We start from the raw sequence: 25,853 nt of genomic DNA on the forward strand, positions 1-25,853 counted from the left end.
CTAGAAGTTCCCTTCTGCTACCTGAAATGTTCTGATACCGAGTCGACGCCACATGTCTACGACACGGTTCCGATCATCGAATACGCCGCGAACATTGAAGCTGTCGCGGATATACTTATCGAAGAGTTCAAGCTTTACTATCGTGTCTTCTCGATTATCGCCTTCCGGCCGCATATATACATACTCGGTGGGTATGCATTGTTCTCCGAGCCAGATAATCGTGTCGCGTCTGCACACTGAGTCCCGGCCCGACACTATGATTATCTTTGCTCCAGTATCATCTAGCGCCCAGAGGGTTTGCACCACGGCAAGATTTACCGTGTCCTCTCTTACCCGGTGCCAGTCGAAGGGTCCGCGTCCGGACATCTGGGCAAGAGTTCCGTCTATGTCGAAGATCCAAGCCGACGGCTTCGTGAAGTCCGGAATGTATGGTGTTACGGCTAGCTCGGGGCGGGGTGTAATCGTCTGCCAGTTCTCAATGGGAAAGCGGCGGGCGATATCTTCGATAGCTTGTGGGTCTACGTATCTTCCGCCCGCATAACCGCGCGCCTCGTTTCTGGCTATACAGTCTTCTAGGCCAGCTTTGATATCGACTACTTCGAAATGAACGTTGTGTTCTAGAGCGAGGTCCGCCCAGTCTCTTGCGTGCCGGGTCCGTAGATTCGTGTCGTCGATGACAACCGACAACCCCGAGTCCAGGAGTACCCGCACGGCGGCTTTCTGAACTGCTGTTATGACCTGTTCTTGCTGGGGTGTCCCGAACCCTTCGATTCCGTACAACGTGTTCCGAAGCTCGTCCCGGCTCGGTGCTTTGGCTCTACCGGGTTGAGCGGCCCATTGCCGCGCGTACGTGGTTTTGCCGCTACCTGGGTAGCCGCGAGTGATCACAAGTTCTGTCACTCATTCAACCTCTTCTATTCCTGCTTCTTGAGCGCACGTACCTTTGTGGGCATCCCACTCGCCTTCGGCATCTCGGGCATACTCGCCGGGGCTTATTGGTTGGAAACAGATGCAGCACATACCGGCGAAGAATGGTATTGGTGAACTCATTAACATGTGCTCCGAATCATCGGTTATGCGGCGAGCTGGTCTTGCTGATACCTCGGTGGTGGTAAGGTGTTCCAGTCGAGTGACGGCCATCCGCAGATAGATTCGAGGTGCCTTCTCTCTGCCCGGTTGCCTGTGGCTATCCAGTATTTGACTTTCGGAACCCTGCGTACTGTGTGTGATATTCCGCTTCTGTACGCGTCTCTTGGATGCTTGCTAGGGTCTATCGGCACGTAGTCGAGCCGTGGCGTCCTTCTTTCCATGTCGGTCCAGCCGGCGTAATGGAAGTTCAGGGCTCGATATATGTATCCGTAATGCCCGACACTCGTATCCGCATACGATGGCACTAACAGCGGCGGTAGGGCTTTCAAGGCCCGTGAAACGAACCATGATCCGGTGTTCTTAGGTAGCTCATCGAGTGTCCATAGCCGATTGAGTTCTATTACCCTGGACGGGTTCGAAGGGCATACGGACTGCTGTAGGTGCCTACTGGGCGGGGTTCCGAAGGTGACTGCCCCGACTAGATGTTCCCGGTCGTAGAGGCCGAAACAGTGGCTAGCTGGCGCCCTCCGGTGTAGGTAGTGTTTTTCTATCAGGAGGGGCATAGCCGTTTTGCTGTCGATTCGTTCGACTTTGAATAACTTCATATGATCGGGTAATTCGGCTCCTTGCGTGTATCCGGTTCAGCCTTTGCGCTATTTGCTCATGTATCCGTGCCCCCAGGAAGGGCCGTAGATCTCTGGGTCGGTGTCGATTAGTACTCCACGGAACTCCATTGCCATCAAGCGAGCGATCTCTTTTGCCCCCCATTGGGCTTTATTTGCCGGTATGGATGCGACGACTTCATCGTGTACCGGTAACCGTAGGTATGGAGTAAACCCGGCCTTGTGGAGGTTGATAAGTCCTCGGCAAGTGACATCTCTCGATGTTGACTGAATCATGTAGTTGAGCGCCGAGTATGCGCGGTCCGGATCTACTGGCAGCCTACGGCCCGTGGGAGTAATCACGTAGCCGCTATTCTTCGCCTCGTTCTGAATCTTTTCAGAGAACTCGTCTACTTTCGGGTATGTTCTGTTGAAGCTTTCGAGAACACGCTTTGCGGCGAGGAAAGAAATACTCGCGTTCTCGGCTAACTTCTTAGCGCCACCGCCATAGGCAACCAAGAAATTCGCCATCTTGCCGACCTTGCGGTCAACGCCCGCAGCATCAGCGGTTACCTGATGAAGATCGGCATTCGTGGCGAAGGCTTCTCGCATAGTTGGATCGCCGGACAATGCCGCCAACACTCGTAATTCTTGCGCCTTGTAGTCCACGCTAACGATGGTTTGGCCCGGGTCTGCGATAAAGCAGCGCCGTACCATCCAATCCCCCGAGGGCAGTGTTTGAGCCGGAATGCCCTGGATGCTCATCCGGGCCGTACGTGCCCTTAGAGGAAGGATTGAGGGGTGGACACGGCCGTTGCTGTCCATGCCTTTGAGAAACCCATCAATCCATGTAGTTCGCCACTTCCTAGCCCGTTTAGCTTCGGTTACCGCTGCCGCGAGGTGCCCCGGACTACCGACCTCCGGTGTATCGGTTAGAAGCGAATCGAGCAGCTTCTTATCGACCTTCCGCTTTCCGGTGTTTGTAAACTCCGTGAACCGATGCCCTAGTCCTTCTAGGGCATCGGCTACCTGCTCACTGGAGTTGACCGAGTCCACATCAAAGAAGGTTTCTGCGTGCCAAACCGCCTCTTCTTCTTCGATGGTCAGCCGGGTACGAAGATCCAACGTGTACTCGACATCGAGTTTGAAACCCGCGCGTTCCATGTACGAGCAGATTTCCGCGAGCTTGTGCTCGTATCCGATCAGATGCCGCGAGTAGTGCGGCACGAGCGGGTTAAGCTTCCAATACAGCCGGATAGCTAGGATCGGGTCCATACCGGCGTACATGGTGTAATCCGGATGGTCGATACCAATGCTGGACCAAATCCGGTCTTTCGTTGTTTTATGTTCCTTGGCCAGTCGAGCCATTAGACCCTTAACCTCATCGGCGACCACCGGGTCTATGTGCTCCCTAATCAGCTGCTCTAGGCCGTGTCCTGTACCGCCTTCTTCTTGTCCACGCGGGTCGGCGAGATGGGCAATAATCCTGGTATCTGTGACCTTGGACCAAAGCTGTTCCATTGGCATCTCTAGATGCCTGTCGAAAACCTGGAGATCGAAAGCCGCGTTATGAAGTACAGGGTGTTCGAGTCGTTCTAGCGCGAGCCGTGCGGCTTGATAGAATTTGGAGCCTTTCTCGACCGGGATAACCCAGCCGTCCCATTCGCTACCGAACTGGACTGTGCGTAGTCGATTCGTGTCCGCGTAGATGTCGAGGCCAGTGGTTTCCGAGTCCACCCCGATAGGAAGTTCGGCTACGGCCGTCAGCCATTCCCAGAATGTGGCGAGATCTTCATCATTTTCTGGTACCCGCACCGTGACGGGTTCGGACCCGATTCTGTACGGGTATTCGCGCAATCATTCCGCCTTGTGATAGGTGCCGTTGATCGTTCGCGAAATCGTCGCTTTGTTCACGTCGAACGATTCGGCGAGCATCCGATGCGGGTAACCTTGCCCACCCAAGCGGCGGATAAGCTCGACCTCTCTTGCGCTCAGCTTCTTCCGGTTATCAGTCTTTCGTCTAAGCTCGGTGTTCTCTCGTTCCAGCTCGGAAATCCGGCGCTTCAAGGTCTCGATGTCTGCCGGTTCAGCAAGAAGAGAACCCGGAATATAATTCCAACTCATAGCGGTACCTCAATGGTTAGAAGTGATCAAACGGGTAACGAATGTCAGGATTCGGTTTCCTCGGCCAAAGCAAGTCGAATGTCTTCCTCGGTAAGCCGGGAAGTGGAGAAGAACACGACGTGATCAAAGTTGAAAGTGATCTGCCCGTCTTCCATGTTGTCCGTGATCAGGACAAGAGTTCGTTCTTTCTCGTCGAACTGGGCGAAGGTTCCCGGGAAGTACAGTGGGCCTTGCTCAAGCCCGACCGTGACCATGCTGATAGAGCCGTCATCATTAGGGATGAAGCCAAACGGATAGTTCATCAACGCCTTTCGTGTAGTAAGGGGCCGGAGCAGGAATCTCTCCGGCCCCGGTCGACCCGGTCCGGGACACATACCCGGGCAGTTATCTGTCAACTTTTGGCTAGAAGAAGACCGGGCTATCGTTCGAGCCTTGGGGCGGCATCCAGGCTTGCCAGGTTTTTCCGTTCTTCTTAGAGATGCCGGTCTTATAGACCCAGTCCGGCCCTGGTGCTTCGGGAGCGCCATCCGGTGGTGCTTGCCGTGCGGGCCGCTGGGCTTGCCCATTGCCGGAAGGCTTGTTACTGCTCGGGGCGTACTCGGCGAACTTTTGGGCGGCAAGCTGGGTCATCCGCATCAGTTCCACCGATCCCTTGACTAGTGCTTCCGCTTCTTCGATGGAATCGGCGTGGTGGACAATCCAGGGTGCTTCATAACCAGGGCCGCCCTTGAGGGTGACAACTACTTTGCTTTCGGCGGTAACGATGGAGTTGGGAGTGTTCGAGGGCGCTTTGTGGTTCCCGGTGGCTGCTGTGGAGGCTCCGGCGTTAGGCTCGTCGGCCGGTGCGGAAGCGAACGGGTCATAGTCGGTCAAAGAGAGAAACCTTTTCTCGTAAGAACTTCGCCAGCTCGGACGAGCTGGCGACAAGGGGAGGTTTGATTAATCCTTCAGTGCTCGGATCAGATCCGCGAAGTCGCCCTTATAGGTGAACTCCTTGGTGCTTCGGTTAGAGTCGCGATACGCGATGTCGATAACGGCGTACTCGTATCGGCATGTGTCGCAATAGCCGTCATCGACGGTTCGATCACTGAAGGAAATAACTTCCTTGACGTCAAGACACTCGGTCTTGCGCAGGTACTCGGCAACCGCTTTCAGGAATTCATCGCTGTAGATTTTCACCTGGTCTCCGATCGGCTTAGTGTGTTGTTGGTTGTCAGTCGTCCTCTACGAGGCTGACGATTCCCAAGATGATCAGTCCGATAAGCCCGATCGAAACCACAATCATGTATGGCCCGAGAATCAGCCACCAAGGAAGCGGGGTTACTCCGGAGAAGTTCAACGCTAGTGTGCTGATTGTCCACGCGTTCAGCAGGAAGCCCAGCACCGCGCCACTGTGGTTGTCGATACTGCTACTCACTCCAGCAATCCTCTCGGTCGTTCTCGTGCCAGGTTTCGATACGAGCGGGACGCTCGCGCGGGTACATTTCGGGTTGCACCCAAGACCGGTACATGTCGATGCCCGGGATGCCATTGAACTCGGAGTCAAAGATGTTTTGAGAGTTGTTGACCGCTTCGGGGAACACTCGACGTTTCGAGCCCGGACCGTCATTGAGGGTTCGGAACGCTTTACCCTCGGAATATTCCTCGTAAGTCACTGCCTCGGAGGGAATAGCTCGGTCGAACTTCTGTCGCAAAACCCGATTCGTTTCCTCTGCGAGTGCGGTAACGGCCCGAGATAGCCTTGTCCGATCAGCGCCCGCCTTGGGCTGTTCATGCCGAGGTAGCGCGCCTCGATCGCTGCCGCGTAGTCGGGGTTCCGTATTCTGAGTGAATCGAGGCCGGCGGTCATATCGTCTATCAACTCGGACCAAAGCGTTTCACCGCTGAGCGCATTCTTTATATCCTCCGCCGAGTATTTGATCTGGCTGGAGAATCGAGCGTTGGCTTCCCGCTTTACCGAAGCAATCCTATGAGCCTGCATAGTGGTAAGCCGCGCCGCTAGCGGGTAATCGGATTCGCTGATTTTTGCTTGCACGGCGGGGCTCCCAAGTACCAGAGCCACAGCTCTTGCGCCAGGTCGTCAGCCTCAACAACACCCGGCCATGAATAGACAACCGAGTCCGCGGACTTCTTGAACAGTTTGTTTAGATCCTCAGTGCTCATACTCTCCAAGTTATCTGTCAACTAATCGACCAAACCGAGCCGTCTACGATGAACTTCTTATGCTCGATTTTACCGGCACCGCGTTAGTATGCTGTCCGTCCAATTCAAGGAGTCCAAATCCCTGCTGCCAGTTCGCGGCGGCACCGTTGAGATAACCTGCGAGTTGCATATTCATGAGATTGCCCACCTCGAAGCCCCACAGAACTTTACTGACCCGGCCGTCATATCCATATGAATGCGGCTGAAGCCTAGCCGGTGGGTGTGCCCCATGACCACACTCTTATGAAACCTTTTCGCGGCGTTGAGGGCGGTTTTACCGGCTTCCTGGCTGATTCGGATACCGCCGAGATGCCCGTGTGTGGAAATCCATCCCGGAGCAATCGGATAGAAACCCGGCGCCAAGCTGATACCGAACCCGTCGAAGTCACACAGTTTATCGATATCGAAAACGTCGGTGCCAGACAGGGCAGGAGAGTACTTGTCTAGATAAATCCTGGGGCGTTCATCGTGGTTTCCTTCGTGGGCCATAACCCGGCCGTCGTAGACGGTTCGCAGTGGCTCGAACAGCTCACGTTTGGCCAGCTCGACATCCGCGTAAATGCTACCTTCGAATTCACCGCGAGTGTCTTTGTTCCACCTGCTCGGCTGCGGGAAATCGAGGACATCACCGATAAGAACAACCTCATCGGGTTGCGTGTCTCCAATGAACTGGATAACCGATTTCAACGCCCTACGGTCATGGAAAGGAATCTGTAGATCCGGGACGACAACGATTCTCTTTGTCAAGCAATCACCTCTGTATATGGGCCAAACACATCGTTGACAGGCGGCCCTTCAACCGTCCACCATTTATCCCCATCGTTATCGGTCACTACCTGTACCTCACGGGGTATATCGCGAACCGTTCGAACATGCGCGGGACCGTGCGAGCTGCCGCCTCTCTGTAGTCGACGAGCCGGACAACTTCCTCGGTCGGCTTATCCGGACCGCACCACCCAGGAACCGCGGAGTCTTTCCCAAGCTTCCGGCGCTGCGGGGTTGAAGTCGATAACCTCAAGGCGATACAGCTCGCGAGCTGATACCACAGCCCTTATCGAGGTCTTCGATAAGAGTATCCGGGCTCTTCTCCCCGGCCCGCACCACATACTTAGCGGCGTTGAACCGATTCCCGGGAAGATGCTCGATAAGGTCGATAAGCTGAGCGCCGTGACGCTGGTAGTGGCTGGGGTTGATAGCATCACTCACAGTCGTTTTCCCTTTCGATCTGATCAACCCATCCATCCGACTCGTCTCCGTAATCTTGGGCATGGATGCCGTCAAAGACTTCGCCCAGATGGCAGTCACATACCGGAGATTCACATTCGTAGTAGTCGTCAAGATCAAGCATGGCTAATGGTCACCTTTGACCAGATAACGAAGTGCCTCGATATCGTCCGGGCGGAACCCGGACACGCACCCTGCTTGCCGTTGACGTTCCACTCGACAACCGGAAGTTCTTTGTAGCCCTGCGCTGTCAGCGCTTCTTGAACTTGCGGATTACGAGATGTGTTGATTCGGCAAACGGTATACCGTGCTTCATCAAGTAATTTTGGTTGCCTTACAGGGTTGGCAATTATCTTTGGTGTAAACCGTGATGTCGTAGTAGAGATCTGTCATGCAATCCTGTCCAATAATGGCCGATGTAGTTCAATGGTCGAAAGTTGCTCCGACCAGGGCTTTAGCTCCAATTCCGGCCATTCAATCAGCACCAAGTCAGCACGGTAGTTAGATCGTGTTGACTCCGTCCTCATTCGGCCCATAGCGCCGCCTCAAGCGCGAGCTTCGCGGCCAAGTCCATTGCCGGTACAAGGTGGCCGTAGATGTCACCCGTCACCTGAATACTCCGGTGCCCGAGCCATCTACTGACGTTCAAAATCGGAACCTTGTTGGCCAGGGCCGTGCTTGCGTAGAAGTGCCGCAAGTGGTGGGGATGGTAGAGCGGCTTCCCATCAGGGGTCACTAATCCAGTCTTTTTCTGAGCTTTAAAGAAGTAGTACTGAAAGTGACTCTTGTTAAGCAGCTTGCCGCCCGCACGGTGAATGGCGACTTCTTCGTGAAAGGTAGTCTTGCCCGCTTGCGCAGTCCGACGAACACAGCCGTACTTGCGCGTATGTGCGTCAAGCTCCTCCAGAAGCGACGGCGCAGCAGGTGAGTCCCGGTATTCCCCCTCCGCCCGGTGCTTAAGCGCCCGTAGCCGAGGCTCAGTCTCGTAGCTCGTCTGCCAGCGAATCCGGAAGTCGCCACCCCGGACCGTGGTTGGTCCAAGAGCTAGAGACTCACTAAGCCTCATACCGGCCCCGCTCTGGGCTAGGACGGCAAGTTTGAGGGTCGGCTCGATAGCGTCCGCGATAAGCCAAACATGCTCCGCTGAGGGGATCTCGTCGTCGTCCACGGCCCGACCGCTAACACGGGGCAGTGCTAGAGGTGCCTTCGGGTCGGCAGCTGGGTTGGTGCCCCGTACTTCTTCAGCCACGGCAGCATTGAACATGCCCCGGATCTTGGCTATCCAGTCAGCGATAGTCCGTGGCTCGTAACCACATTCTTGCAGGTAGACAACGAACGCTTGTAGATCGCTCGGTGGGATTGCAGCCATGTCCGTGTCCTGCCCTAACTGGGCATACAGCCGATTTTCGAAGAACCATTCGTAGTCGCGCCGTATCCGATCGGACAGCATACGACCGCCAAGCCACTTGTCGCCCCAAGCCTTGAGCGTGTACTTCGGGCGTTGGACAGATACAATCCCCTCTAGCTTGTCGTTTTCAACCTTCGTAGCAAAGGCATCCGCGCCGTCTGGGCCGGTCTTCTTAGGAAACGTCTTCTCACGTTGTCTACCGGATCGACCACCGTTCTCCCGGTACCTAACCGTCCAGGGATGGCCGCAGCGTGCCTTATCGCACGGGTAATTCTTGTTGTCCTCGTCGGACTTGCATTTCTGGAAGACAGTAGCCATCTCTACTCCTCCTCCATAAGCTCAGTCTGACCAAGCACTGGCATTACTCGTTCCTACTCTCCGTAATGGGCATCCAGATAGGCCACGACATCCCGCTCACGGAAGCGGAGAAGCCTCCCAACCTTCTGCGATTTAAGGCCCCATATCCGGTACTTGTTCTTGACAGTGATTTCGCTGACCTTGAGCCATTCGGCTACTTCTTGAGGGGTCAGAAGGCGGTTGCTTCCGCCTGGAGACATAGATACCGGTCCTTATGTGCGGGTGTCTACTAATCCCAAATTGGCTCGGAGTTAACTAAGCAACGTTGCTTGACTGGCATTCACACGGCCAACTACATTGCCTGGGTCTGGGAAGAGACCACGAGTACCCGAACGAGAACAGGCCCCGATGCTCGGATGCATCGGGGCCTGTGTTCGGGGTAATCAGACTAGGGGCGGCTCAGCTCCTAGTTGATCCGGTAAAGCGTAGCAGGCATATGGGTAGCTGCCCTGCATCACCACGCTTACGCGGCGTCGGCAAGATCTTCGCCCTGACTCGACTCCAGATCATCAACACCCGTGTCGAGCATCTTGGTTTCGTGCTCCAAGAAGTCCGGAGACTTGGCCTTGAGCAGCTGGGGTGTCATCCCTTCGATACGAATGACAACACCTTCGTCTACCGTCTTGCCCGGGTCCAGCTGTACAGGTTGGTCGATGTAGGCGCAAACCCAATCGTCGGCATATCGCCGATTCATCCAAACATCTACGTCGAAGTCGTCCGCGTAGCCCGTCCAGAGAAGCGGGACGGTACTAAGACCTAGGTTTCGGCAAAACTCTTCTACCTGAGGCCAAGAGAGGTCAGTAACGATGCCTTGGGCGTTGACGTGTGCCACTCGGTAGACGTAGAGCCGAGATTCACCTTTGGGTACTTGGTAGGTGTAGCCCTTCTGGATAGGTTCGTGGTCCGGTGTCCAGCCGATGAGTTCACCGAAGACCATATAACCGGCAGGGATTAGTCCATCTAGCTTCTTACCGGCCCGAGTCCAGATATCCGACGAGTAGTAGTGAGTCGTGTGAGCGTTGGCATCCTTGATTACACGGCGGGAGCCGTAGACGTTGTCGTATTCGGTCTCTTGGATCTTGGCACCGATGAACCGGCCGAACCTATCGCGCAGGGTGAGCTTGCGCTTAACGATCGTGTTTCCGATACGGACGGAGCTGCCATGCAGCTTCTGAGTCACGTAAAGATAATCTCCGCCGTCGACGTTGTGCTGCATCCGCCACCAGTTACCCGTGTCGATATGCTGAGGGAAAAGCTTGCCATCCACCCGGCTGCGCTGGAGCTTCGGAACCTGACTGTTAGGCCCCTGCGGTTTCCGAACCTCATACTTACGGCAGATCTCAAATCCGCCGAGAGTATCGAACGTGTCGCCCTCCCGCAAAAGGCTCGTGTTCACTCCGGTGAACTCAAGCGACGATAGCGGCATAAACAGCGCGTTCGAACGATGGCCGCCGAGTCGGATTGCTTTCACTCGACGGTTATCCTCAAGATAGCCTTTCTGGCTGGGGTCTTCATTCATATGCTCGTGGCGGTAGAGGTTGTTGATCGACGCGTATTCATGGCTGAGTTGGACCTCTGCCGGGAAGAAAACTCCGAGGTCTCCGGGTTTCCAGCCTTTCGAGGCAATTGCTTGATGGCCGAACAAGGGCAGCGCCTCTATGCGATCACGGTTAGGAAGCGAAACCACCGCCTTGACCGAGGTTATGACGGCCGCATAGTTTTCGTTTTTTGGTTGGTGGAAGGTCAAGGCCAATCTAGAAGTTCCCTTCTGCTACCTGAAATGTTCTGATACCGAGTCGACGCCACATGTCTACGACACGGTTCCGATCATCGAATACGCCGCGAACATTGAAGCTGTCGCGGATATACTTATCGAAGAGTTCAAGCTTTACTATCGTGTCTTCTCGATTATCGCCTTCCGGCCGCATATATACATACTCGGTGGGTATGCATTGTTCTCCGAGCCAGATAATCGTGTCGCGTCTGCACACTGAGTCCCGGCCCGACACTATGATTATCTTTGCTCCAGTATCATCTAGCGCCCAGAGGGTTTGCACCACGGCAAGATTTACCGTGTCCTCTCTTACCCGGTGCCAGTCGAAGGGTCCGCGTCCGGACATCTGGGCAAGAGTTCCGTCTATGTCGAAGATCCAAGCCGACGGCTTCGTGAAGTCCGGAATGTATGGTGTTACGGCTAGCTCGGGGCGGGGTGTAATCGTCTGCCAGTTCTCAATGGGAAAGCGGCGGGCGATATCTTCGATAGCTTGTGGGTCTACGTATCTTCCGCCCGCATAACCGCGCGCCTCGTTTCTGGCTATACAGTCTTCTAGGCCAGCTTTGATATCGACTACTTCGAAATGAACGTTGTGTTCTAGAGCGAGGTCCGCCCAGTCTCTTGCGTGCCGGGTCCGTAGATTCGTGTCGTCGATGACAACCGACAACCCCGAGTCCAGGAGTACCCGCACGGCGGCTTTCTGAACTGCTGTTATGACCTGTTCTTGCTGGGGTGTCCCGAACCCTTCGATTCCGTACAACGTGTTCCGAAGCTCGTCCCGGCTCGGTGCTTTGGCTCTACCGGGTTGAGCGGCCCATTGCCGCGCGTACGTGGTTTTGCCGCTACCTGGGTAGCCGCGAGTGATCACAAGTTCTGTCACTCATTCAACCTCTTCTATTCCTGCTTCTTGAGCGCACGTACCTTTGTGGGCATCCCACTCGCCTTCGGCATCTCGGGCATACTCGCCGGGGCTTATTGGTTGGAAACAGATGCAGCACATACCGGCGAAGAATGGTATTGGTGAACTCATTAACATGTGCTCCGAATCATCGGTTATGCGGCGAGCTGGTCTTGCTGATACCTCGGTGGTGGTAAGGTGTTCCAGTCGAGTGACGGCCATCCGCAGATAGATTCGAGGTGCCTTCTCTCTGCCCGGTTGCCTGTGGCTATCCAGTATTTGACTTTCGGAACCCTGCGTACTGTGTGTGATATTCCGCTTCTGTACGCGTCTCTTGGATGCTTGCTAGGGTCTATCGGCACGTAGTCGAGCCGTGGCGTCCTTCTTTCCATGTCGGTCCAGCCGGCGTAATGGAAGTTCAGGGCTCGATATATGTATCCGTAATGCCCGACACTCGTATCCGCATACGATGGCACTAACAGCGGCGGTAGGGCTTTCAAGGCCCGTGAAACGAACCATGATCCGGTGTTCTTAGGTAGCTCATCGAGTGTCCATAGCCGATTGAGTTCTATTACCCTGGACGGGTTCGAAGGGCATACGGACTGCTGTAGGTGCCTACTGGGCGGGGTTCCGAAGGTGACTGCCCCGACTAGATGTTCCCGGTCGTAGAGGCCGAAACAGTGGCTAGCTGGCGCCCTCCGGTGTAGGTAGTGTTTTTCTATCAGGAGGGGCATAGCCGTTTTGCTGTCGATTCGTTCGACTTTGAATAACTTCATATGATCGGGTAATTCGGCTCCTTGCGTGTATCCGGTTCAGCCTTTGCGCTATTTGCTCATGTATCCGTGCCCCCAGGAAGGGCCGTAGATCTCTGGGTCGGTGTCGATTAGTACTCCACGGAACTCCATTGCCATCAAGCGAGCGATCTCTTTTGCCCCCATTGGGCTTTATTTGCCGGTATGGATGCGACGACTTCATCGTGTACCGGTAACCGTAGGTATGGAGTAAACCCGGCCTTGTGGAGGTTGATAAGTCCTCGGCAAGTGACATCTCTCGATGTTGACTGAATCATGTAGTTGAGCGCCGAGTATGCGCGGTCCGGATCTACTGGCAGCCTACGGCCCGTGGGAGTAATCACGTAGCCGCTATTCTTCGCCTCGTTCTGAATCTTTTCAGAGAACTCGTCTACTTTCGGGTATGTTCTGTTGAAGCTTTCGAGAACACGCTTTGCGGCGAGGAAAGAAATACTCGCGTTCTCGGCTAACTTCTTAGCGCCACCGCCATAGGCAACCAAGAAATTCGCCATCTTGCCGACCTTGCGGTCAACGCCCGCAGCATCAGCGGTTACCTGATGAAGATCGGCATTCGTGGCGAAGGCTTCTCGCATAGTTGGATCGCCGGACAATGCCGCCAACACTCGTAATTCTTGCGCCTTGTAGTCCACGCTAACGATGGTTTGGCCCGGGTCTGCGATAAAGCAGCGCCGTACCATCCAATCCCCGAGGGCAGTGTTTGAGCCGGAATGCCCTGGATGCTCATCCGGGCCGTACGTGCCCTTAGAGGAAGGATTGAGGGGTGGACACGGCCGTTGCTGTCCATGCCTTTGAGAAACCCATCAATCCATGTAGTTCGCCACTTCCTAGCCCGTTTAGCTTCGGTTACCGCTGCCGCGAGGTGCCCCGGACTACCGACCTCCGGTGTATCGGTTAGAAGCGAATCGAGCAGCTTCTTATCGACCTTCCGCTTTCCGGTGTTTGTAAACTCCGTGAACCGATGCCCTAGTCCTTCTAGGGCATCGGCTACCTGCTCACTGGAGTTGACCGAGTCCACATCAAAGAAGGTTTCTGCGTGCCAAACCGCCTCTTCTTCTTCGATGGTCAGCCGGGTACGAAGATCCAACGTGTACTCGACATCGAGTTTGAAACCCGCGCGTTCCATGTACGAGCAGATTTCCGCGAGCTTGTGCTCGTATCCGATCAGATGCCGCGAGTAGTGCGGCACGAGCGGGTTAAGCTTCCAATACAGCCGGATAGCTAGGATCGGGTCCATACCGGCGTACATGGTGTAATCCGGATGGTCGATACCAATGCTGGACCAAATCCGGTCTTTCGTTGTTTTATGTTCCTTGGCCAGTCGAGCCATTAGACCCTTAACCTCATCGGCGACCACCGGGTCTATGTGCTCCCTAATCAGCTGCTCTAGGCCGTGTCCTGTACCGCCTTCTTCTTGTCCACGCGGGTCGGCGAGATGGGCAATAATCCTGGTATCTGTGACCTTGGACCAAAGCTGTTCCATTGGCATCTCTAGATGCCTGTCGAAAACCTGGAGATCGAAAGCCGCGTTATGAAGTACAGGGTGTTCGAGTCGTTCTAGCGCGAGCCGTGCGGCTTGATAGAATTTGGAGCCTTTCTCGACCGGGATAACCCAGCCGTCCCATTCGCTACCGAACTGGACTGTGCGTAGTCGATTCGTGTCCGCGTAGATGTCGAGGCCAGTGGTTTCCGAGTCCACCCCGATAGGAAGTTCGGCTACGGCCGTCAGCCATTCCCAGAATGTGGCGAGATCTTCATCATTTTCTGGTACCCGCACCGTGACGGGTTCGGACCCGATTCTGTACGGGTATTCGCGCAATCATTCCGCCTTGTGATAGGTGCCGTTGATCGTTCGCGAAATCGTCGCTTTGTTCACGTCGAACGATTCGGCGAGCATCCGATGCGGGTAACCTTGCCCACCCAAGCGGCGGATAAGCTCGACCTCTCTTGCGCTCAGCTTCTTCCGGTTATCAGTCTTTCGTCTAAGCTCGGTGTTCTCTCGTTCCAGCTCGGAAATCCGGCGCTTCAAGGTCTCGATGTCTGCCGGTTCAGCAAGAAGAGAACCCGGAATATAATTCCAACTCATAGCGGTACCTCAATGGTTAGAAGTGATCAAACGGGTAACGAATGTCAGGATTCGGTTTCCTCGGCCAAAGCAAGTCGAATGTCTTCCTCGGTAAGCCGGGAAGTGGAGAAGAACACGACGTGATCAAAGTTGAAAGTGATCTGCCCGTCTTCCATGTTGTCCGTGATCAGGACAAGAGTTCGTTCTTTCTCGTCGAACTGGGCGAAGGTTCCCGGGAAGTACAGTGGGCCTTGCTCAAGCCCGACCGTGACCATGCTGATAGAGCCGTCATCATTAGGGATGAAGCCAAACGGATAGTTCATCAACGCCTTTCGTGTAGTAAGGGGCCGGAGCAGGAATCTCTCCGGCCCCGGTCGACCCGGTCCGGGACACATACCCGGGCAGTTATCTGTCAACTTTTGGCTAGAAGAAGACCGGGCTATCGTTCGAGCCTTGGGGCGGCATCCAGGCTTGCCAGGTTTTTCCGTTCTTCTTAGAGATGCCGGTCTTATAGACCCAGTCCGGCCCTGGTGCTTCGGGAGCGCCATCCGGTGGTGCTTGCCGTGCGGGCCGCTGGGCTTGCCCATTGCCGGAAGGCTTGTTACTGCTCGGGGCGTACTCGGCGAACTTTTGGGCGGCAAGCTGGGTCATCCGCATCAGTTCCACCGATCCCTTGACTAGTGCTTCCGCTTCTTCGATGGAATCGGCGTGGTGGACAATCCAGGGTGCTTCATAACCAGGGCCGCCCTTGAGGGTGACAACTACTTTGCTTTCGGCGGTAACGATGGAGTTGGGAGTGTTCGAGGGCGCTTTGTGGTTCCCGGTGGCTGCTGTGGAGGCTCCGGCGTTAGGCTCGTCGGCCGGTGCGGAAGCGAACGGGTCATAGTCGGTCAAAGAGAGAAACCTTTTCTCGTAAGAACTTCGCCAGCTCGGACGAGCTGGCGACAAGGGGAGGTTTGATTAATCCTTCAGTGCTCGGATCAGATCCGCGAAGTCGCCCTTATAGGTGAACTCCTTGGTGCTTCGGTTAGAGTCGCGATACGCGATGTCGATAACGGCGTACTCGTATCGGCATGTGTCGCAATAGCCGTCATCGACGGTTCGATCACTGAAGGAAATAACTTCCTTGACGTCAAGACACTCGGTCTTGCGCAGGTACTCGGCAACCGCTTTCAGGAATTCATCGCTGTAGATTTTCACCTGGTCTCCGATCGGCTTAGTGTGTTGTTGGTTGTCAGTCGTCCTCTACGAGGCTGACGATTCCCAAGATGATCAGTCCGATAAGCCCGATCGAAACCACAATCATGTATGGCCCGAGAATCAGCCACCAAGGAAGCGGGGTTACTCCGGAGAAGTTCAACGCTAGTGTGCTGATTGTCCACGCGTTCAGCAGGAAGCCCAGCACCGCGCCACTGTGGTTGTCGATACTGCTACTCACTCCAGCAATCCTCTCGGTCGTTCTCGTGCCAGGTTTCGATACGAGCGGGACGCTCGCGCGGGTACATTTCGGGTTGCACCCAAGACCGGTACATGTCGATGCCCGGGATGCCATTGAACTCGGAGTCAAAGATGTTTTGAGAGTTGTTGACCGCTTCGGGGAACACTCGACGTTTCGAGCCCGGACCGTCATTGAGGGTTCGGAACGCTTTACCCTCGGAATATTCCTCGTAAGTCACTGCCTCGGAGGGAATAGCTCGGTCGAACTTCTGTCGCAAAACCCGATTCGTTTCCTCTGCGAGTGCGGTAACGGCCCGAGATAGCCTTGTCCGATCAGCGCCCGCCTTGGGCTGTTCATGCCCGAGGTAGCGCGCCTCGATCGCTGCCGCGTAGTCGGGGTTCCGTATTCTGAGTGAATCGAGGCCGGCGGTCATATCGTCTATCAACTCGGACCAAAGCGTTTCACCGCTGAGCGCATTCTTTATATCCTCCGCCGAGTATTTGATCTGGCTGGAGAATCGAGCGTTGGCTTCCCGCTTTACCGAAGCAATCCTATGAGCCTGCATAGTGGTAAGCCGCGCCGCTAGCGGGTAATCGGATTCGCTGATTTTTGCTTGCACGGCGGGGCTCCCCAAGTACCAGAGCCACAGCTCTTGCGCCAGGTCGTCAGCCTCAACAACACCCGGCCATGAATAGACAACCGAGTCCGCGGACTTCTTGAACAGTTTGTTTAGATCCTCAGTGCTCATACTCTCCAAGTTATCTGTCAACTAATCGACCAAACCGAGCCGTCTACGATGAACTTCTTATGCTCGATTTTTACCGGCACCGCGTTAGTATGCTGTCCGTCCAATTCAAGGAGTCCAAATCCCTGCTGCCAGTTCGCGGCGGCACCGTTGAGATAACCTGCGAGTTGCATATTCATGAGATTGCCCACCTCGAAGCCCCACAGAACTTTACTGACCCGGCCGTCATATCCATATGAATGCGGCTGAAGCCCTAGCCGGTGGGTGTGCCCCATGACCACACTCTTATGAAACCTTTTCGCGGCGTTGAGGGCGGTTTTACCGGCTTCCTGGCTGATTCGGATACCGCCGAGATGCCCGTGTGTGGAAATCCATCCCGGAGCAATCGGATAGAAACCCGGCGCCAAGCTGATACCGAACCCGTCGAAGTCACACAGTTTATCGATATCGAAAACGTCGGTGCCAGACAGGGCAGGAGAGTACTTGTCTAGATAAATCCTGGGGCGTTCATCGTGGTTTCCTTCGTGGGCCATAACCCGGCCGTCGTAGACGGTTCGCAGTGGCTCGAACAGCTCACGTTTGGCCAGCTCGACATCCGCGTAAATGCTACCTTCGAATTCACCGCGAGTGTCTTTGTTCCACCTGCTCGGCTGCGGGAAATCGAGGACATCACCGATAAGAACAACCTCATCGGGTTGCGTGTCTCCAATGAACTGGATAACCGATTTCAACGCCCTACGGTCATGGAAAGGAATCTGTAGATCCGGGACGACAACGATTCTCTTTGTCAAGCAATCACCTCTGTATATGGGCCAAACACATCGTTGACAGGCGGCCCTTCAACCGTCCACCATTTATCCCCATCGTTATCGGTCACTACCTGTACCTCACGGGGTATATCCGCGAACCGTTCGAACATGCGCGGGACCGTGCGAGCTGCCGCCTCTCTGTAGTCGACGAGCCGGACAACTTCCTCGGTCGGCTTATCCGGACCGCACCACCCCAGGAACCGCCGGAGTCTTTCCCAAGCTTCCGGCGCTGCGGGGTTGAAGTCGATAACCTCAAGGCGATACAGCTCGCGGAGCTGATACCACAGCCCCTTATCGAGGTCTTCGATAAGAGTATCCGGGCTCTTCTCCCCGGCCCGCACCACATACTTAGCGGCGTTGAACCGATTCCCGGGAAGATGCTCGATAAGGTCGATAAGCTGAGCGCCGTGACGCTGGTAGTGGCTGGGGTTGATAGCATCACTCACAGTCGTTTTCCCTTTCGATCTGATCAACCCATCCATCCGACTCGTCTCCGTAATCTTGGGCATGGATGCCGTCAAAGACTTCGCCCAGATGGCAGTCACATACCGGAGATTCACATTCGTAGTAGTCGTCAAGATCAAGCATGGCTAATGGTCACCTTTGACCAGATAACGAAGTGCCTCGATATCGTCCGGGCGGAACCCGGACCACGCACCCTGCTTGCCGTTGACGTTCCACTCGACAACCGGAAGTTCTTTGTAGCCCTGCGCTGTCAGCGCTTCTTGAACTTGCGGATTACGAGATGTGTTGATCTCGGCAAACGGTATACCGTGCTTCATCAAGTAAATTTTGGTTGCCTTACAGGGTTGGCAATTATCTTTGGTGTAAACCGTGATGTCGTAGTAGAGATCTGTCATGCAATCCTGTCCAATAATGCTTGCCTGCCGTGGGAGGCGACAAACGAGTTAACGTCTTCTCCGGGTGGCATAGGAATCACTCTCGCGTTGGGTAGCTGCCCTGCCACCGCATTAGCGAACCTGATTCCCGGCTCGTCCCCGTCTGCAAGCACATAAACCGCCTCATAACCAAGCATTGGTTCTTTGTAGTGTTTCTGCCATGTCTCGGCACCGGGAACACCTACAGCCGGGAGTCCGCATAAATGTGCGGTGATGGCGTCTAATTCGCCTTCTGTGACACAGACAAAAGGAGAGGGCTCTAGCAGGTCGGCAGTGTTGTACAGCCGAGGTCGGTCACCGGGAGCTGTCAGATACTTACCGTGCCCTTGATGCTCACAGTTCGGCCGGAGACACCGAAACCGGATCGAAACCACGGAGAGTTGCTTACCTGGTGACCATCTCAGATACGGGATGGAGAGAAACCCACGGTACTGCTCATGACCAGGGTGCGGGTTCTCGACGAATCCCAGACCGAACCCGGGAACCAGCAACCCCCGATTCGCCAAATACTCTGCGGCTGGACTTCCTTCGAGGCTCTGAGCGTACTGACTCGTTGCCTCCTGGAGCGATTTTCTCTGAGAGGCGTTTAGCCTCCGCAAAACCTACTCCTTCCTCATGCATGATTATCGAGTAAACATCTCCCTTCACACCGCACGCACGACAGATGAAGGCATTGTTTGTATAGGAGATAGAGGCGGAAGGGTGCGACTCGCCATGAAACGGGCAGAGAGCTTTAATCCATTCTCTACCTCTATCGTCGGGCGCCTCGAACTCCGGGTAATACTTTCGGATTACCTGAACAATCGCAGAAGATTCCAATAAGCCCACCACCTATCAGGATTCTCGGGGCCTGGCGCCACGTCATAGCAGCCATCGCCGGTCACGAGATCACCTCGGTATACGGGCCAAACAATGCGGTAGACGGCCAGTTGCCGTATGTCGCGCTCTCTCGGCGCTCACCTCGGCCCCACGTATCCCCGCCCCGATCTTCGATCAGGGTCACGTCGTCCGGAGTATCGTCCGGATTTGTCCACGTACGAGGGCCAGTATCCGCCACCGCCGTAAGCGACCTGGCATCAATGTAGCCATAGACGTCGGGATCTGTCAGCCGTGAGATAAGGATGTCGCCATCCTCGTCGGTCGCGCGGTCGACCCGCACAACTTCCCCAACCCGGAAATAACGAAGAAACTCACCATAGGCGCTATTCAACGGTCCGACGATCAATGCTTTATCACCCACGTCGAGCGGTTGACTCGGAGACTCCTGCCGTGCCGCATCGTAGAAAGCTTTCATCCAGGTCCGGAATCCGGGCAGAGTAGTCTCGAAGTCGAAACCGAACCAGTACTCTTGAGTTTCCGCCGTATCGAATGCGCGTTTAACCGCGCTCAAATCACCCAGAGCCTTAATTTCGTCTGCCCTGAGAAGTCTAAAGATATACTCTCCGATCTGGTTGGCGATGTAATCATCACCTTGTTCGGCCGCATAGTTACCGGCAGTCGTCAGGGCATCAATCAGTGTTTCGTCAGTCAATGTTGCTCACCTTCATGGCTAGGCACCACGCGTACACCGATCACGGCATATGCGGGCGGCTTGGTTAGATATTGTTGCCCACGTACAAACGCGGCTATCTCATCTCGGAAGTACCCGAGGACATCTCGATTGCATCTCTGGCATAAGAGGCCGCGTATCCGGCCGGTCGCATGACAATGGTCTACCGAAAGCTTCTTACGGTCTCGCGCCCTGGGCCGGTCGCATATATAGCACTTGCCTTCCTGGGCTTCATAGAGTTGCCAGTACTCATCCGAGCTTAGGTCGTAGGTTTCCCGGAGGTGCTTCTCCCACAAGTAATCCCGTCGGCTTGTTCTTCGTGCTCGCCGGTGCGTGGCGCACAGGGACGGCTTACCGGAGACTTTCCGTTTGTTTGCAATCCCTTCCTTGGCGCAATCTATGCACCGTGGCTGGCTGATCTTGGCTGGTTTCAGCAACACACCTCAGTTATCTGTCAACTTTCACAGGCCGGAAAGATCGCGAATTGTCATCGTGTCTCCGATGAATTCGAGTTCCGCGAAGTCTCCTCCAGATGGGTCCGCCCGACCACCCCGGTTCTTGACCGTGCTAACGCACAACATATCCGGTCCGAACTCAGCTGTCCGCCTGTGAAGCGTGAGAACCATTTCAGGCACTCGGGTAATCTGCCCCTTGACTCCACTCAAAGGGATCGGTTTATGCGCGTCGTTGTATCCGCCGGTCACATGATGAAGCCCGAACACACACGCATCCGTCTGCCTGCCCATCGTGTGTAGATAGTCCATTAGCGATTCAAGCCCGGTAAACGGGTCTCCATCGGTCTCGGTATCAGTCCGAACGTTTGTCACGTTATCGACGACTACGAGGCTCGGGAAATCGCCGTATACCTCGTCGTACGCCAGCATTGTTCTCTCGATAGTGTCGAGATCGGGACTGGCATCATAGATTAGCCGGACCGGTATCTCTGCAAGTCTTTGCTCTGTATCAGCGTCCAGCTTGCCATCCAAGACGGCCCGGCCACTGTCTTCGAGCCGCCATCCGGTGAGACACGATACCGAGCGTGTGAGCTGAGTGAACGCATCACTATCCGCCGAGATGTACAGCGCCGGAACCTTGGCCTTCAACACGTAATTGAGCGTGAATGCTGATTTTCCCGTTCCGGGACCAGCGCAGATCAGGCACAGTTGCCCTCGGAGGAATCTGGCCCCTTTGGACTCTAGGGCCTGCCAGACAACCGGTAGCGGTTCGCCAGCTGCTCCACGGATTCGAGCTGATTGATTGAGCGTATACAGCTACTCGACTCCTAGCCTTGAGCACGCTTATGAATCTCGCGCACAAGCCGATCCTTACCTTTGGGCGTGATATAGCCGGTAGCTCGAAAGCTTCCTAGCTGGTATTCATACGGCTCACAGGTCATGTATGCCAACCGCCGCGCGTACGCCGTCGGGTTGTTCGCGTGCTTCTCGATCCATCCGAGTTCCCGCATCAGTTCCCGGAGATCTGTGTCCCGCATACCGAGGAGACGCGCGGTCTCGCGAAACTTCTTGTCTTCGGGCTCCGTCACGAGCCGCTTACCTTGTTCGGTGTACGGCTCGTCTTCTTCCACCTTGGCCGCCAGCTCGACCGTCCGAGCCTCCGCCAGCTCCGCCCGCTCATACTGGTTCGCCGCCTCCCGAAGTGCCTCCGCGTAGTTCTGGGGAACCGCAGGCCGAACCGGCCGAGTCTCAGCCTCCCGGGTGCGGATAGCAAAATATGCCTGTGCGGCAGCAACCTGCGGCTTGTTCGGATCGCCGTTCATGGCGACCAGATACGCGGCGAACCGTGACAGTTCGTAGTCCTCCTGCACGGGGCCACGTCTGCCGGATACTTTTGTCGATCGACAAAAGTTGCTACTGACGGCGATGTTTTGGTTAGCGGCTGCTTGCATTGCCCGCTTCAAAGGCTTCATGAACTCGTGCCATCGGCCATACGCCATGATCGGCATGAGCTCTCGGCCCGACCAGTACTCCGAGCCGTCCGGCCGAACTCGCTGGAGATCATCGAACGGGCTTGCTTTGTCGGTGCCCTCGACGGGCATGATTGCTGTCATTGCTATCTTTCAGAATTCGGTGTGTGGAATGTATTCCCATGAGCGGTCAGAAAACAGCACCAACGCCAACGATTCACCGGTCACGGCTACATCGGCGTCCCATTGGACATAGATCGTGGTTCGCATTGCACCCTAACGTTATCCGTCAACTTTTGGTTATAAAGAAAACTCGCACGACATCGAGACCGAGCAGAATCGACACTTTGACGGCTCCGGGTCCGGGTCGAAGCGCTCTGACTGGATGTTGTCGGCTAGAGCGTGGAACTCTTCGGCTACCCGCTCTTTGGTCCAGTCGCTGAGGTCTTGCGCGATGGTCGGCTTACCGGTCCGGCCCATCCAATAGTCCCCCTCCGAGACTTCCACACCGTAGGCATCCTCTACCGCTACTTTGTAGGTGCCTAGCTGGAACAGATCACCCGGAGTGTTACCGGTCTTGTTGTCGCGAACGAACAGATAATCTTGCTTGACGTTGCGCATGACTGCGTCGATATAGCCCTTGATCATCACACCATCCAGATCAAGATCGAACTCCATTTCGATACCCGGGGTACCATCCTCGGATACCCAGACAACCTCATGCGGATGCGCTTCATACCATGCCTGGTACTTCTCTGTCTGCTCTAGCCCAATCAAAAAACGACGCTCAATGTCTTGAGCGCCGCGATACGGTCCGGAACCGAACCAGTGTGTGAAATTAGGAGTGTCTTTCGTGTATTTGGCGATTTCGTCGGCGTACGACTGCCGATAGGTCTCCTTCATGTCTTCTACGGGGAGCGTACGCCCCGACCTTTCGTACGCCTCCGCTGCCGCGTGAACGGCCGTGCCTTGTGCTAACCATGCCGCCGGTCTCTGCCAGGCTTTCTCAACCTTTTCGAGATACCATGCTCGCGGACATTTCTGATAGGTCTTGTATTGAGATACGCTCAGGCGAATCTCGTCGGTTGTTTCGATGGGCTATCCTTCTGGCCGAAGATCGCATAGGTGGTTTCGACCGCCCGAAAGTGGAACATACTCTCGTCGTCTTGCTCAACCTCTGCGATCTTCAAGTTCTCGTGTTGCTCCAGAAATTCCGCAACTGGGCGATAGACGGGTTGGTGAGGCTTGAGCTTCACCGAGGCGTAAACCACGAGACACAGCTGTTCGGCGAGCACTGTTGTGTGTGCAAGCAGAATCGTTGGTGACACAACTAAGAAGTGGTGTTGAGAAGCTGCTATCGCGGTTAACAAAATATCCCCTTAAATCCCTACGGTCCTTCGCCGGGATCAGGCAAAACCCAGATTGTGTAGCTCTCCGGTGACATCTGGGTATAGCCGTTCACCCGAATCAACAAATCTCCGTCCTCTTCTTGACGAGGACGATAGGCGAATCCTCCCCCGGGGCTCACACCGTCGATCGCTGGTATTTCCGGGTCGAATTCGAGCACAACATTGTTCTCTCGCAGGTACCGGTGCCACCAACGAAGGCGGTCCAGCTTGTAGCCCTGCATACCTTTACCGCCGGTCGCCATCCATTCCCCATGGTCGCGCATCCTCTTGTACGGTGATGATTCGCGAAAGTGTCGAGGAACTTCTTTCCATGGGAAATGTTGGCCGACCGTTTGGCGTGGTGTTTGCGAGCCTCCGTGAAGTCTGACAACTTTAGAGACCGCTTGCTTTGTGACGCCCTTGATCTTTGCTATCTGCGTGTATGTCAGCCCCTTGTTGTGGAGATCTTCAATTTCAGCGAACGAAAGTAGCGGCTTGCGGCCCATCGGCTAGGCCCCTTCCAAGTTCCGGGGTGTCAATGTTTACAGATAACGATGACACCCAGAACGTTAGCAGTCAACTTTGTGGGCGCACCCTGGACGGCTCGGAAGCTATGTACAGAATTAACGAATTCTAAGCAATCGCTTGCTTTAAATAGGTTTAGCCCCAGGTCAACGATGGGTTGACACGACAATCAATGCGGGTTGCTCGTGAGAATGGCCAATCCGGCGAGTCGCCGTCAAGCTGCGGCTAGTGATCATGCTCTCTCCCCTGGTAAATACCTTGCGGTCTAGACCGGACATTAGCCCGCTAGTCCTTCCATATTGAAGTACGAGACCAAACCGTTACCACCGAGCGGGTTTAATGCCCGCTTGCATGGTTTCGCGTCCATCTCGGCGCGGCTTGGTGTCGATAGAAACATGCAATCGCCCCCGTTCAACCCCTGATTTCGAACGTTCGTTCGATTCGCCTAGGCTAGCTGAAGGCCAGGGTTCCGGCAAGAATCTTCCGATCGTGGCGAGCTGCCCGGACTGCTGCCGGTCTCGGCCGGCGCCCGATGAACGCCTAGCGAGCCGGACCCAGACCGGAAGTGTGGTGGTACGACCAACGATGCCCTCGAACATAGCGGCGCTTCTTTCCGGCGCAATATCATTCGATGCCGGAGGGCCTACGCGTGGCTTCTGCCGAACGCGGCACAGGGGCGTTCCGATCATCCCGCCCACCGCCGACTCTTCGGCTGTGAAAAGGACTGAGCGGCGGGTGCTAAGCGATGAGAGCACAGCTATGGCGCTGTTGGAAGGATCACCTAAGCGAGCGGTGTTTGTCAAAAACGCTGGTGAATGACGGCTGTCCGCACGCTTGACTTCGGTCAGCATGTCAGCGCACAGGCGATTGCGCCACGTATGGAACGTTCCAGCACAGATAACTGCCGGGAGTGTTGCGGAATAGTTTTTAGGCATGGCGCGACCTTTCGTACCCGTCTTCCCAGACGAGTTCTAGGTATCGCGCGCTTGTTGCTGTCCGCACGCAGAGTGATCTTGCATCCCGGATGCTGCCATGGGAACGACCGGCCGTCAACTCGTCAAGTTCTGCCGGACAGCGGGCGACGAGAGTAGGCGTTACTCCCGTCGCCCTAGTCCCCACGGTTGTCGTCGACGCGTACGCGTGGTCAGCCGCTCACTTCTTCGTCGGCTCTTCCTCTAGGACTGTTGCGAGATCTCCTAAGGCTTGGCACATGTAGAGATAAAGCGTTTCATGGTTAGCGCCTGGCTGTCCGAAGCCGATAAGCGCGTCTTTGATCCGTGTAACGCCACCCTTGAACCGCTCGGGCAGTCGTTTGGTCTCTATACCCTCCGCGATCAGCAAGGCTTTACGGGCGCGCTTGTTACCTGGCTTGGTGGCGTCCAGGTCGATATCGTCATCGAGGCTCGAATCCGACTCGGCCGATAATCCTTCCGATTCGCTCTTAGAAGCCCGATTATCGGCAGACCCGGTTGCCCTACCCTTGCGAGGTTCCGATGGCTTACGTGAAGCTTTGGGCGGGTTTATGTACTCGTCCCAATCAACCTCGGGGAGCGCGATAATGTCGCCCGGCATCACATGAGTTGCGTAGCCGTCTTGGATCGCGAGCGCCCAAGCGCGACGGTACTTCCGCACCGAGTTCCGAGACTTCAGCCCGGCAAGCGCGAGCTTGGCGAACTCGTCTATCGACTTGGCTACTGGTGACTCTTGACCAGTAGACCGACCGCCCGGCCGCCCCTCATAGGTGAAGGCAAACACTAGCGCCGCACGCTGCCACTCTGTAGCCGTGACAAGTTCACCTAAACCTTTGAGGTCCAACACGGCCGACTCTATGTCATCAGGAATCCGCATCTCGTTGGCAGCTTCGATGTTCATAACTCGACTCTCTTTCTTGAGGTTGGTTGGGTCGTGTTATCAACACCGGCCAGAGCATCCACCCGGCATAACCGGGCAATTCGTTCTGGCCGATGCAAACCACACGATGCGTTATCTGTCAACTTATTGGTAGAAGATAAGCCCCCGGCTAG

General features: G+C 55.4%; 36 protein-coding genes. All 36 read right to left on the bottom strand.

The window, feature by feature from the left end:
- Positions 1 to 900 carry an AAA family ATPase gene (locus F5544_RS43470; RefSeq protein ID WP_167478526.1) on the bottom strand — a complete coding sequence of 300 codons (900 nt, stop codon included), beginning with the start codon at positions 898 to 900 and terminating at the stop codon, positions 1 to 3.
- Positions 901 to 1,742: 842 nt separating this feature from the next.
- Positions 1,743 to 3,548 carry a DNA polymerase gene (locus tag F5544_RS43475; protein WP_167478527.1) on the bottom strand — a complete coding sequence of 602 codons (1,806 nt, stop codon included), beginning with the start codon at positions 3,546 to 3,548 and terminating at the stop codon, positions 1,743 to 1,745.
- Positions 3,549 to 3,815, bottom strand: coding sequence for a hypothetical protein (locus tag F5544_RS43480; RefSeq protein WP_203217475.1), 267 nt, complete (start codon positions 3,813 to 3,815; stop codon positions 3,549 to 3,551).
- A gap of 44 nt (positions 3,816 to 3,859) precedes the next feature.
- Positions 3,860 to 4,117, bottom strand: a complete 258-nt coding sequence (locus tag F5544_RS43485; RefSeq protein WP_167478528.1) for a hypothetical protein — start codon at positions 4,115 to 4,117, stop codon at positions 3,860 to 3,862.
- A 100-nt stretch (positions 4,118 to 4,217) separates the two neighbouring features.
- Positions 4,218 to 4,688, bottom strand: a complete 471-nt coding sequence (locus tag F5544_RS43490; protein ID WP_167478529.1) for a hypothetical protein — start codon at positions 4,686 to 4,688, stop codon at positions 4,218 to 4,220.
- Positions 4,689 to 4,754: 66 nt separating this feature from the next.
- A complete protein-coding gene (locus tag F5544_RS43495; protein ID WP_167478530.1) occupies positions 4,755 to 4,994 on the bottom strand; it encodes a hypothetical protein in 240 nt (79 codons plus the stop codon).
- 34 nt (positions 4,995 to 5,028) lie between these two features.
- The gene (locus F5544_RS43500; protein ID WP_167478531.1) at positions 5,029 to 5,232 is read right to left on the bottom strand and encodes a hypothetical protein; all 204 of its coding nucleotides are present in this window, start codon (positions 5,230 to 5,232) and stop codon (positions 5,029 to 5,031) included.
- Positions 5,225 to 5,470, bottom strand: coding sequence for a hypothetical protein (locus tag F5544_RS47245; RefSeq protein ID WP_342760405.1), 246 nt, complete (start codon positions 5,468 to 5,470; stop codon positions 5,225 to 5,227). Before F5544_RS47245 ends, F5544_RS43500 begins: the two co-directional genes overlap by 8 nt.
- Positions 5,467 to 5,850, bottom strand: coding sequence for a hypothetical protein (locus F5544_RS43510; RefSeq protein ID WP_167478532.1), 384 nt, complete (start codon positions 5,848 to 5,850; stop codon positions 5,467 to 5,469). Before F5544_RS43510 ends, F5544_RS47245 begins: the two co-directional genes overlap by 4 nt.
- Positions 5,851 to 6,149: 299 nt before the next feature.
- On the bottom strand, positions 6,150 to 6,764 hold the full coding sequence (locus tag F5544_RS43515) for a metallophosphoesterase (RefSeq protein WP_238846967.1): 615 nt from the start codon (positions 6,762 to 6,764) through the stop codon (positions 6,150 to 6,152).
- 267 nt (positions 6,765 to 7,031) lie between these two features.
- Positions 7,032 to 7,286 carry a DUF3310 domain-containing protein gene (locus F5544_RS43520; protein ID WP_342760436.1) on the bottom strand — a complete coding sequence of 85 codons (255 nt, stop codon included), beginning with the start codon at positions 7,284 to 7,286 and terminating at the stop codon, positions 7,032 to 7,034.
- A 478-nt stretch (positions 7,287 to 7,764) separates the two neighbouring features.
- Positions 7,765 to 8,967 carry a tyrosine-type recombinase/integrase gene (locus tag F5544_RS43525; protein WP_167478524.1) on the bottom strand — a complete coding sequence of 401 codons (1,203 nt, stop codon included), beginning with the start codon at positions 8,965 to 8,967 and terminating at the stop codon, positions 7,765 to 7,767.
- A gap of 53 nt (positions 8,968 to 9,020) precedes the next feature.
- On the bottom strand, positions 9,021 to 9,206 hold the full coding sequence (locus tag F5544_RS47715) for a helix-turn-helix domain-containing protein (RefSeq protein WP_167478525.1): 186 nt from the start codon (positions 9,204 to 9,206) through the stop codon (positions 9,021 to 9,023).
- A gap of 263 nt (positions 9,207 to 9,469) precedes the next feature.
- Positions 9,470 to 10,759, bottom strand: a complete 1,290-nt coding sequence (locus tag F5544_RS43535; protein WP_238846966.1) for an RNA ligase family protein — start codon at positions 10,757 to 10,759, stop codon at positions 9,470 to 9,472.
- Between the two features lies 1 nt (position 10,760).
- Positions 10,761 to 11,660 (bottom strand): AAA family ATPase, encoded by a 900-nt coding sequence (locus F5544_RS43540; protein WP_167478526.1) that lies wholly within the window; start codon positions 11,658 to 11,660, stop codon positions 10,761 to 10,763.
- A gap of 928 nt (positions 11,661 to 12,588) precedes the next feature.
- On the bottom strand, positions 12,589 to 13,119 hold the full coding sequence (locus F5544_RS46915) for a DNA polymerase (protein ID WP_238846968.1): 531 nt from the start codon (positions 13,117 to 13,119) through the stop codon (positions 12,589 to 12,591).
- Positions 13,020 to 14,306, bottom strand: a complete 1,287-nt coding sequence (locus F5544_RS43545) for a hypothetical protein (protein WP_238846969.1) — start codon at positions 14,304 to 14,306, stop codon at positions 13,020 to 13,022. The genes F5544_RS46915 and F5544_RS43545 overlap by 100 nt, the downstream gene beginning before the upstream one ends.
- On the bottom strand, positions 14,307 to 14,573 hold the full coding sequence (locus F5544_RS43550; RefSeq protein WP_203217475.1) for a hypothetical protein: 267 nt from the start codon (positions 14,571 to 14,573) through the stop codon (positions 14,307 to 14,309).
- Between the two features lie 44 nt (positions 14,574 to 14,617).
- A complete protein-coding gene (locus tag F5544_RS43555) occupies positions 14,618 to 14,875 on the bottom strand; it encodes a hypothetical protein (RefSeq protein ID WP_167478528.1) in 258 nt (85 codons plus the stop codon).
- Between the two features lie 100 nt (positions 14,876 to 14,975).
- Positions 14,976 to 15,446, bottom strand: coding sequence for a hypothetical protein (locus F5544_RS43560; RefSeq protein WP_167478529.1), 471 nt, complete (start codon positions 15,444 to 15,446; stop codon positions 14,976 to 14,978).
- 66 nt (positions 15,447 to 15,512) lie between these two features.
- Positions 15,513 to 15,752 (bottom strand): hypothetical protein, encoded by a 240-nt coding sequence (locus F5544_RS43565; RefSeq protein ID WP_167478530.1) that lies wholly within the window; start codon positions 15,750 to 15,752, stop codon positions 15,513 to 15,515.
- Positions 15,753 to 15,786: 34 nt separating this feature from the next.
- Positions 15,787 to 15,990: a hypothetical protein gene (locus tag F5544_RS43570; protein ID WP_167478531.1), complete on the bottom strand. Its 204-nt coding sequence runs from the start codon at positions 15,988 to 15,990 to the stop codon at positions 15,787 to 15,789.
- Entirely contained in the window at positions 15,983 to 16,738 is a 756-nt protein-coding gene (locus F5544_RS46920; protein WP_238846970.1) for a hypothetical protein, read from the bottom strand. The genes F5544_RS43570 and F5544_RS46920 overlap by 8 nt, the downstream gene beginning before the upstream one ends.
- 17 nt (positions 16,739 to 16,755) lie before the next feature.
- Complete coding sequence (locus F5544_RS43580) at positions 16,756 to 17,526, bottom strand: metallophosphoesterase (protein ID WP_167478533.1); 771 nt, start codon at positions 17,524 to 17,526, stop codon at positions 16,756 to 16,758.
- Complete coding sequence (locus tag F5544_RS43585; protein WP_167478534.1) at positions 17,523 to 17,990, bottom strand: DUF3310 domain-containing protein; 468 nt, start codon at positions 17,988 to 17,990, stop codon at positions 17,523 to 17,525. The genes F5544_RS43580 and F5544_RS43585 overlap by 4 nt, the downstream gene beginning before the upstream one ends.
- 144 nt (positions 17,991 to 18,134) lie before the next feature.
- Positions 18,135 to 18,404 carry a glutaredoxin domain-containing protein gene (locus F5544_RS43590; protein WP_167478535.1) on the bottom strand — a complete coding sequence of 90 codons (270 nt, stop codon included), beginning with the start codon at positions 18,402 to 18,404 and terminating at the stop codon, positions 18,135 to 18,137.
- Entirely contained in the window at positions 18,401 to 18,817 is a 417-nt protein-coding gene (locus F5544_RS46925) for a toprim domain-containing protein (protein ID WP_238847554.1), read from the bottom strand. The genes F5544_RS43590 and F5544_RS46925 overlap by 4 nt, the downstream gene beginning before the upstream one ends.
- A 61-nt stretch (positions 18,818 to 18,878) precedes the next feature.
- Positions 18,879 to 19,274, bottom strand: a complete 396-nt coding sequence (locus F5544_RS47720; RefSeq protein ID WP_428847104.1) for a CHC2 zinc finger domain-containing protein — start codon at positions 19,272 to 19,274, stop codon at positions 18,879 to 18,881.
- A gap of 49 nt (positions 19,275 to 19,323) precedes the next feature.
- The gene (locus tag F5544_RS43600) at positions 19,324 to 19,974 is read right to left on the bottom strand and encodes a hypothetical protein (protein WP_167478537.1); all 651 of its coding nucleotides are present in this window, start codon (positions 19,972 to 19,974) and stop codon (positions 19,324 to 19,326) included.
- On the bottom strand, positions 19,971 to 20,432 hold the full coding sequence (locus F5544_RS43605) for an endonuclease VII domain-containing protein (RefSeq protein WP_238846971.1): 462 nt from the start codon (positions 20,430 to 20,432) through the stop codon (positions 19,971 to 19,973). Before F5544_RS43605 ends, F5544_RS43600 begins: the two co-directional genes overlap by 4 nt.
- 21 nt (positions 20,433 to 20,453) lie before the next feature.
- Positions 20,454 to 21,263, bottom strand: a complete 810-nt coding sequence (locus F5544_RS43610; RefSeq protein WP_167479914.1) for an AAA family ATPase — start codon at positions 21,261 to 21,263, stop codon at positions 20,454 to 20,456.
- A gap of 11 nt (positions 21,264 to 21,274) precedes the next feature.
- Positions 21,275 to 22,060, bottom strand: a complete 786-nt coding sequence (locus tag F5544_RS43615) for a phage antirepressor KilAC domain-containing protein (RefSeq protein ID WP_167478538.1) — start codon at positions 22,058 to 22,060, stop codon at positions 21,275 to 21,277.
- A gap of 156 nt (positions 22,061 to 22,216) precedes the next feature.
- Positions 22,217 to 23,011 carry a RecB family exonuclease gene (locus F5544_RS43620; protein ID WP_342760437.1) on the bottom strand — a complete coding sequence of 265 codons (795 nt, stop codon included), beginning with the start codon at positions 23,009 to 23,011 and terminating at the stop codon, positions 22,217 to 22,219.
- Positions 22,984 to 23,211 (bottom strand): hypothetical protein, encoded by a 228-nt coding sequence (locus F5544_RS43625; RefSeq protein WP_167478539.1) that lies wholly within the window; start codon positions 23,209 to 23,211, stop codon positions 22,984 to 22,986. The genes F5544_RS43620 and F5544_RS43625 overlap by 28 nt, the downstream gene beginning before the upstream one ends.
- Before the next feature lie 92 nt (positions 23,212 to 23,303).
- Positions 23,304 to 23,810 carry an XRE family transcriptional regulator gene (locus F5544_RS43630; protein WP_167478540.1) on the bottom strand — a complete coding sequence of 169 codons (507 nt, stop codon included), beginning with the start codon at positions 23,808 to 23,810 and terminating at the stop codon, positions 23,304 to 23,306.
- A gap of 1,171 nt (positions 23,811 to 24,981) precedes the next feature.
- A complete protein-coding gene (locus tag F5544_RS43635) occupies positions 24,982 to 25,701 on the bottom strand; it encodes a hypothetical protein (protein ID WP_167471254.1) in 720 nt (239 codons plus the stop codon).
- Positions 25,702 to 25,853: the final 152 nt, after the last annotated feature.

The sequence above is a fragment of the Nocardia arthritidis genome (assembly GCF_011801145.1).
GTDB classification, from domain to species: domain Bacteria; phylum Actinomycetota; class Actinomycetes; order Mycobacteriales; family Mycobacteriaceae; genus Nocardia; species Nocardia arthritidis_A.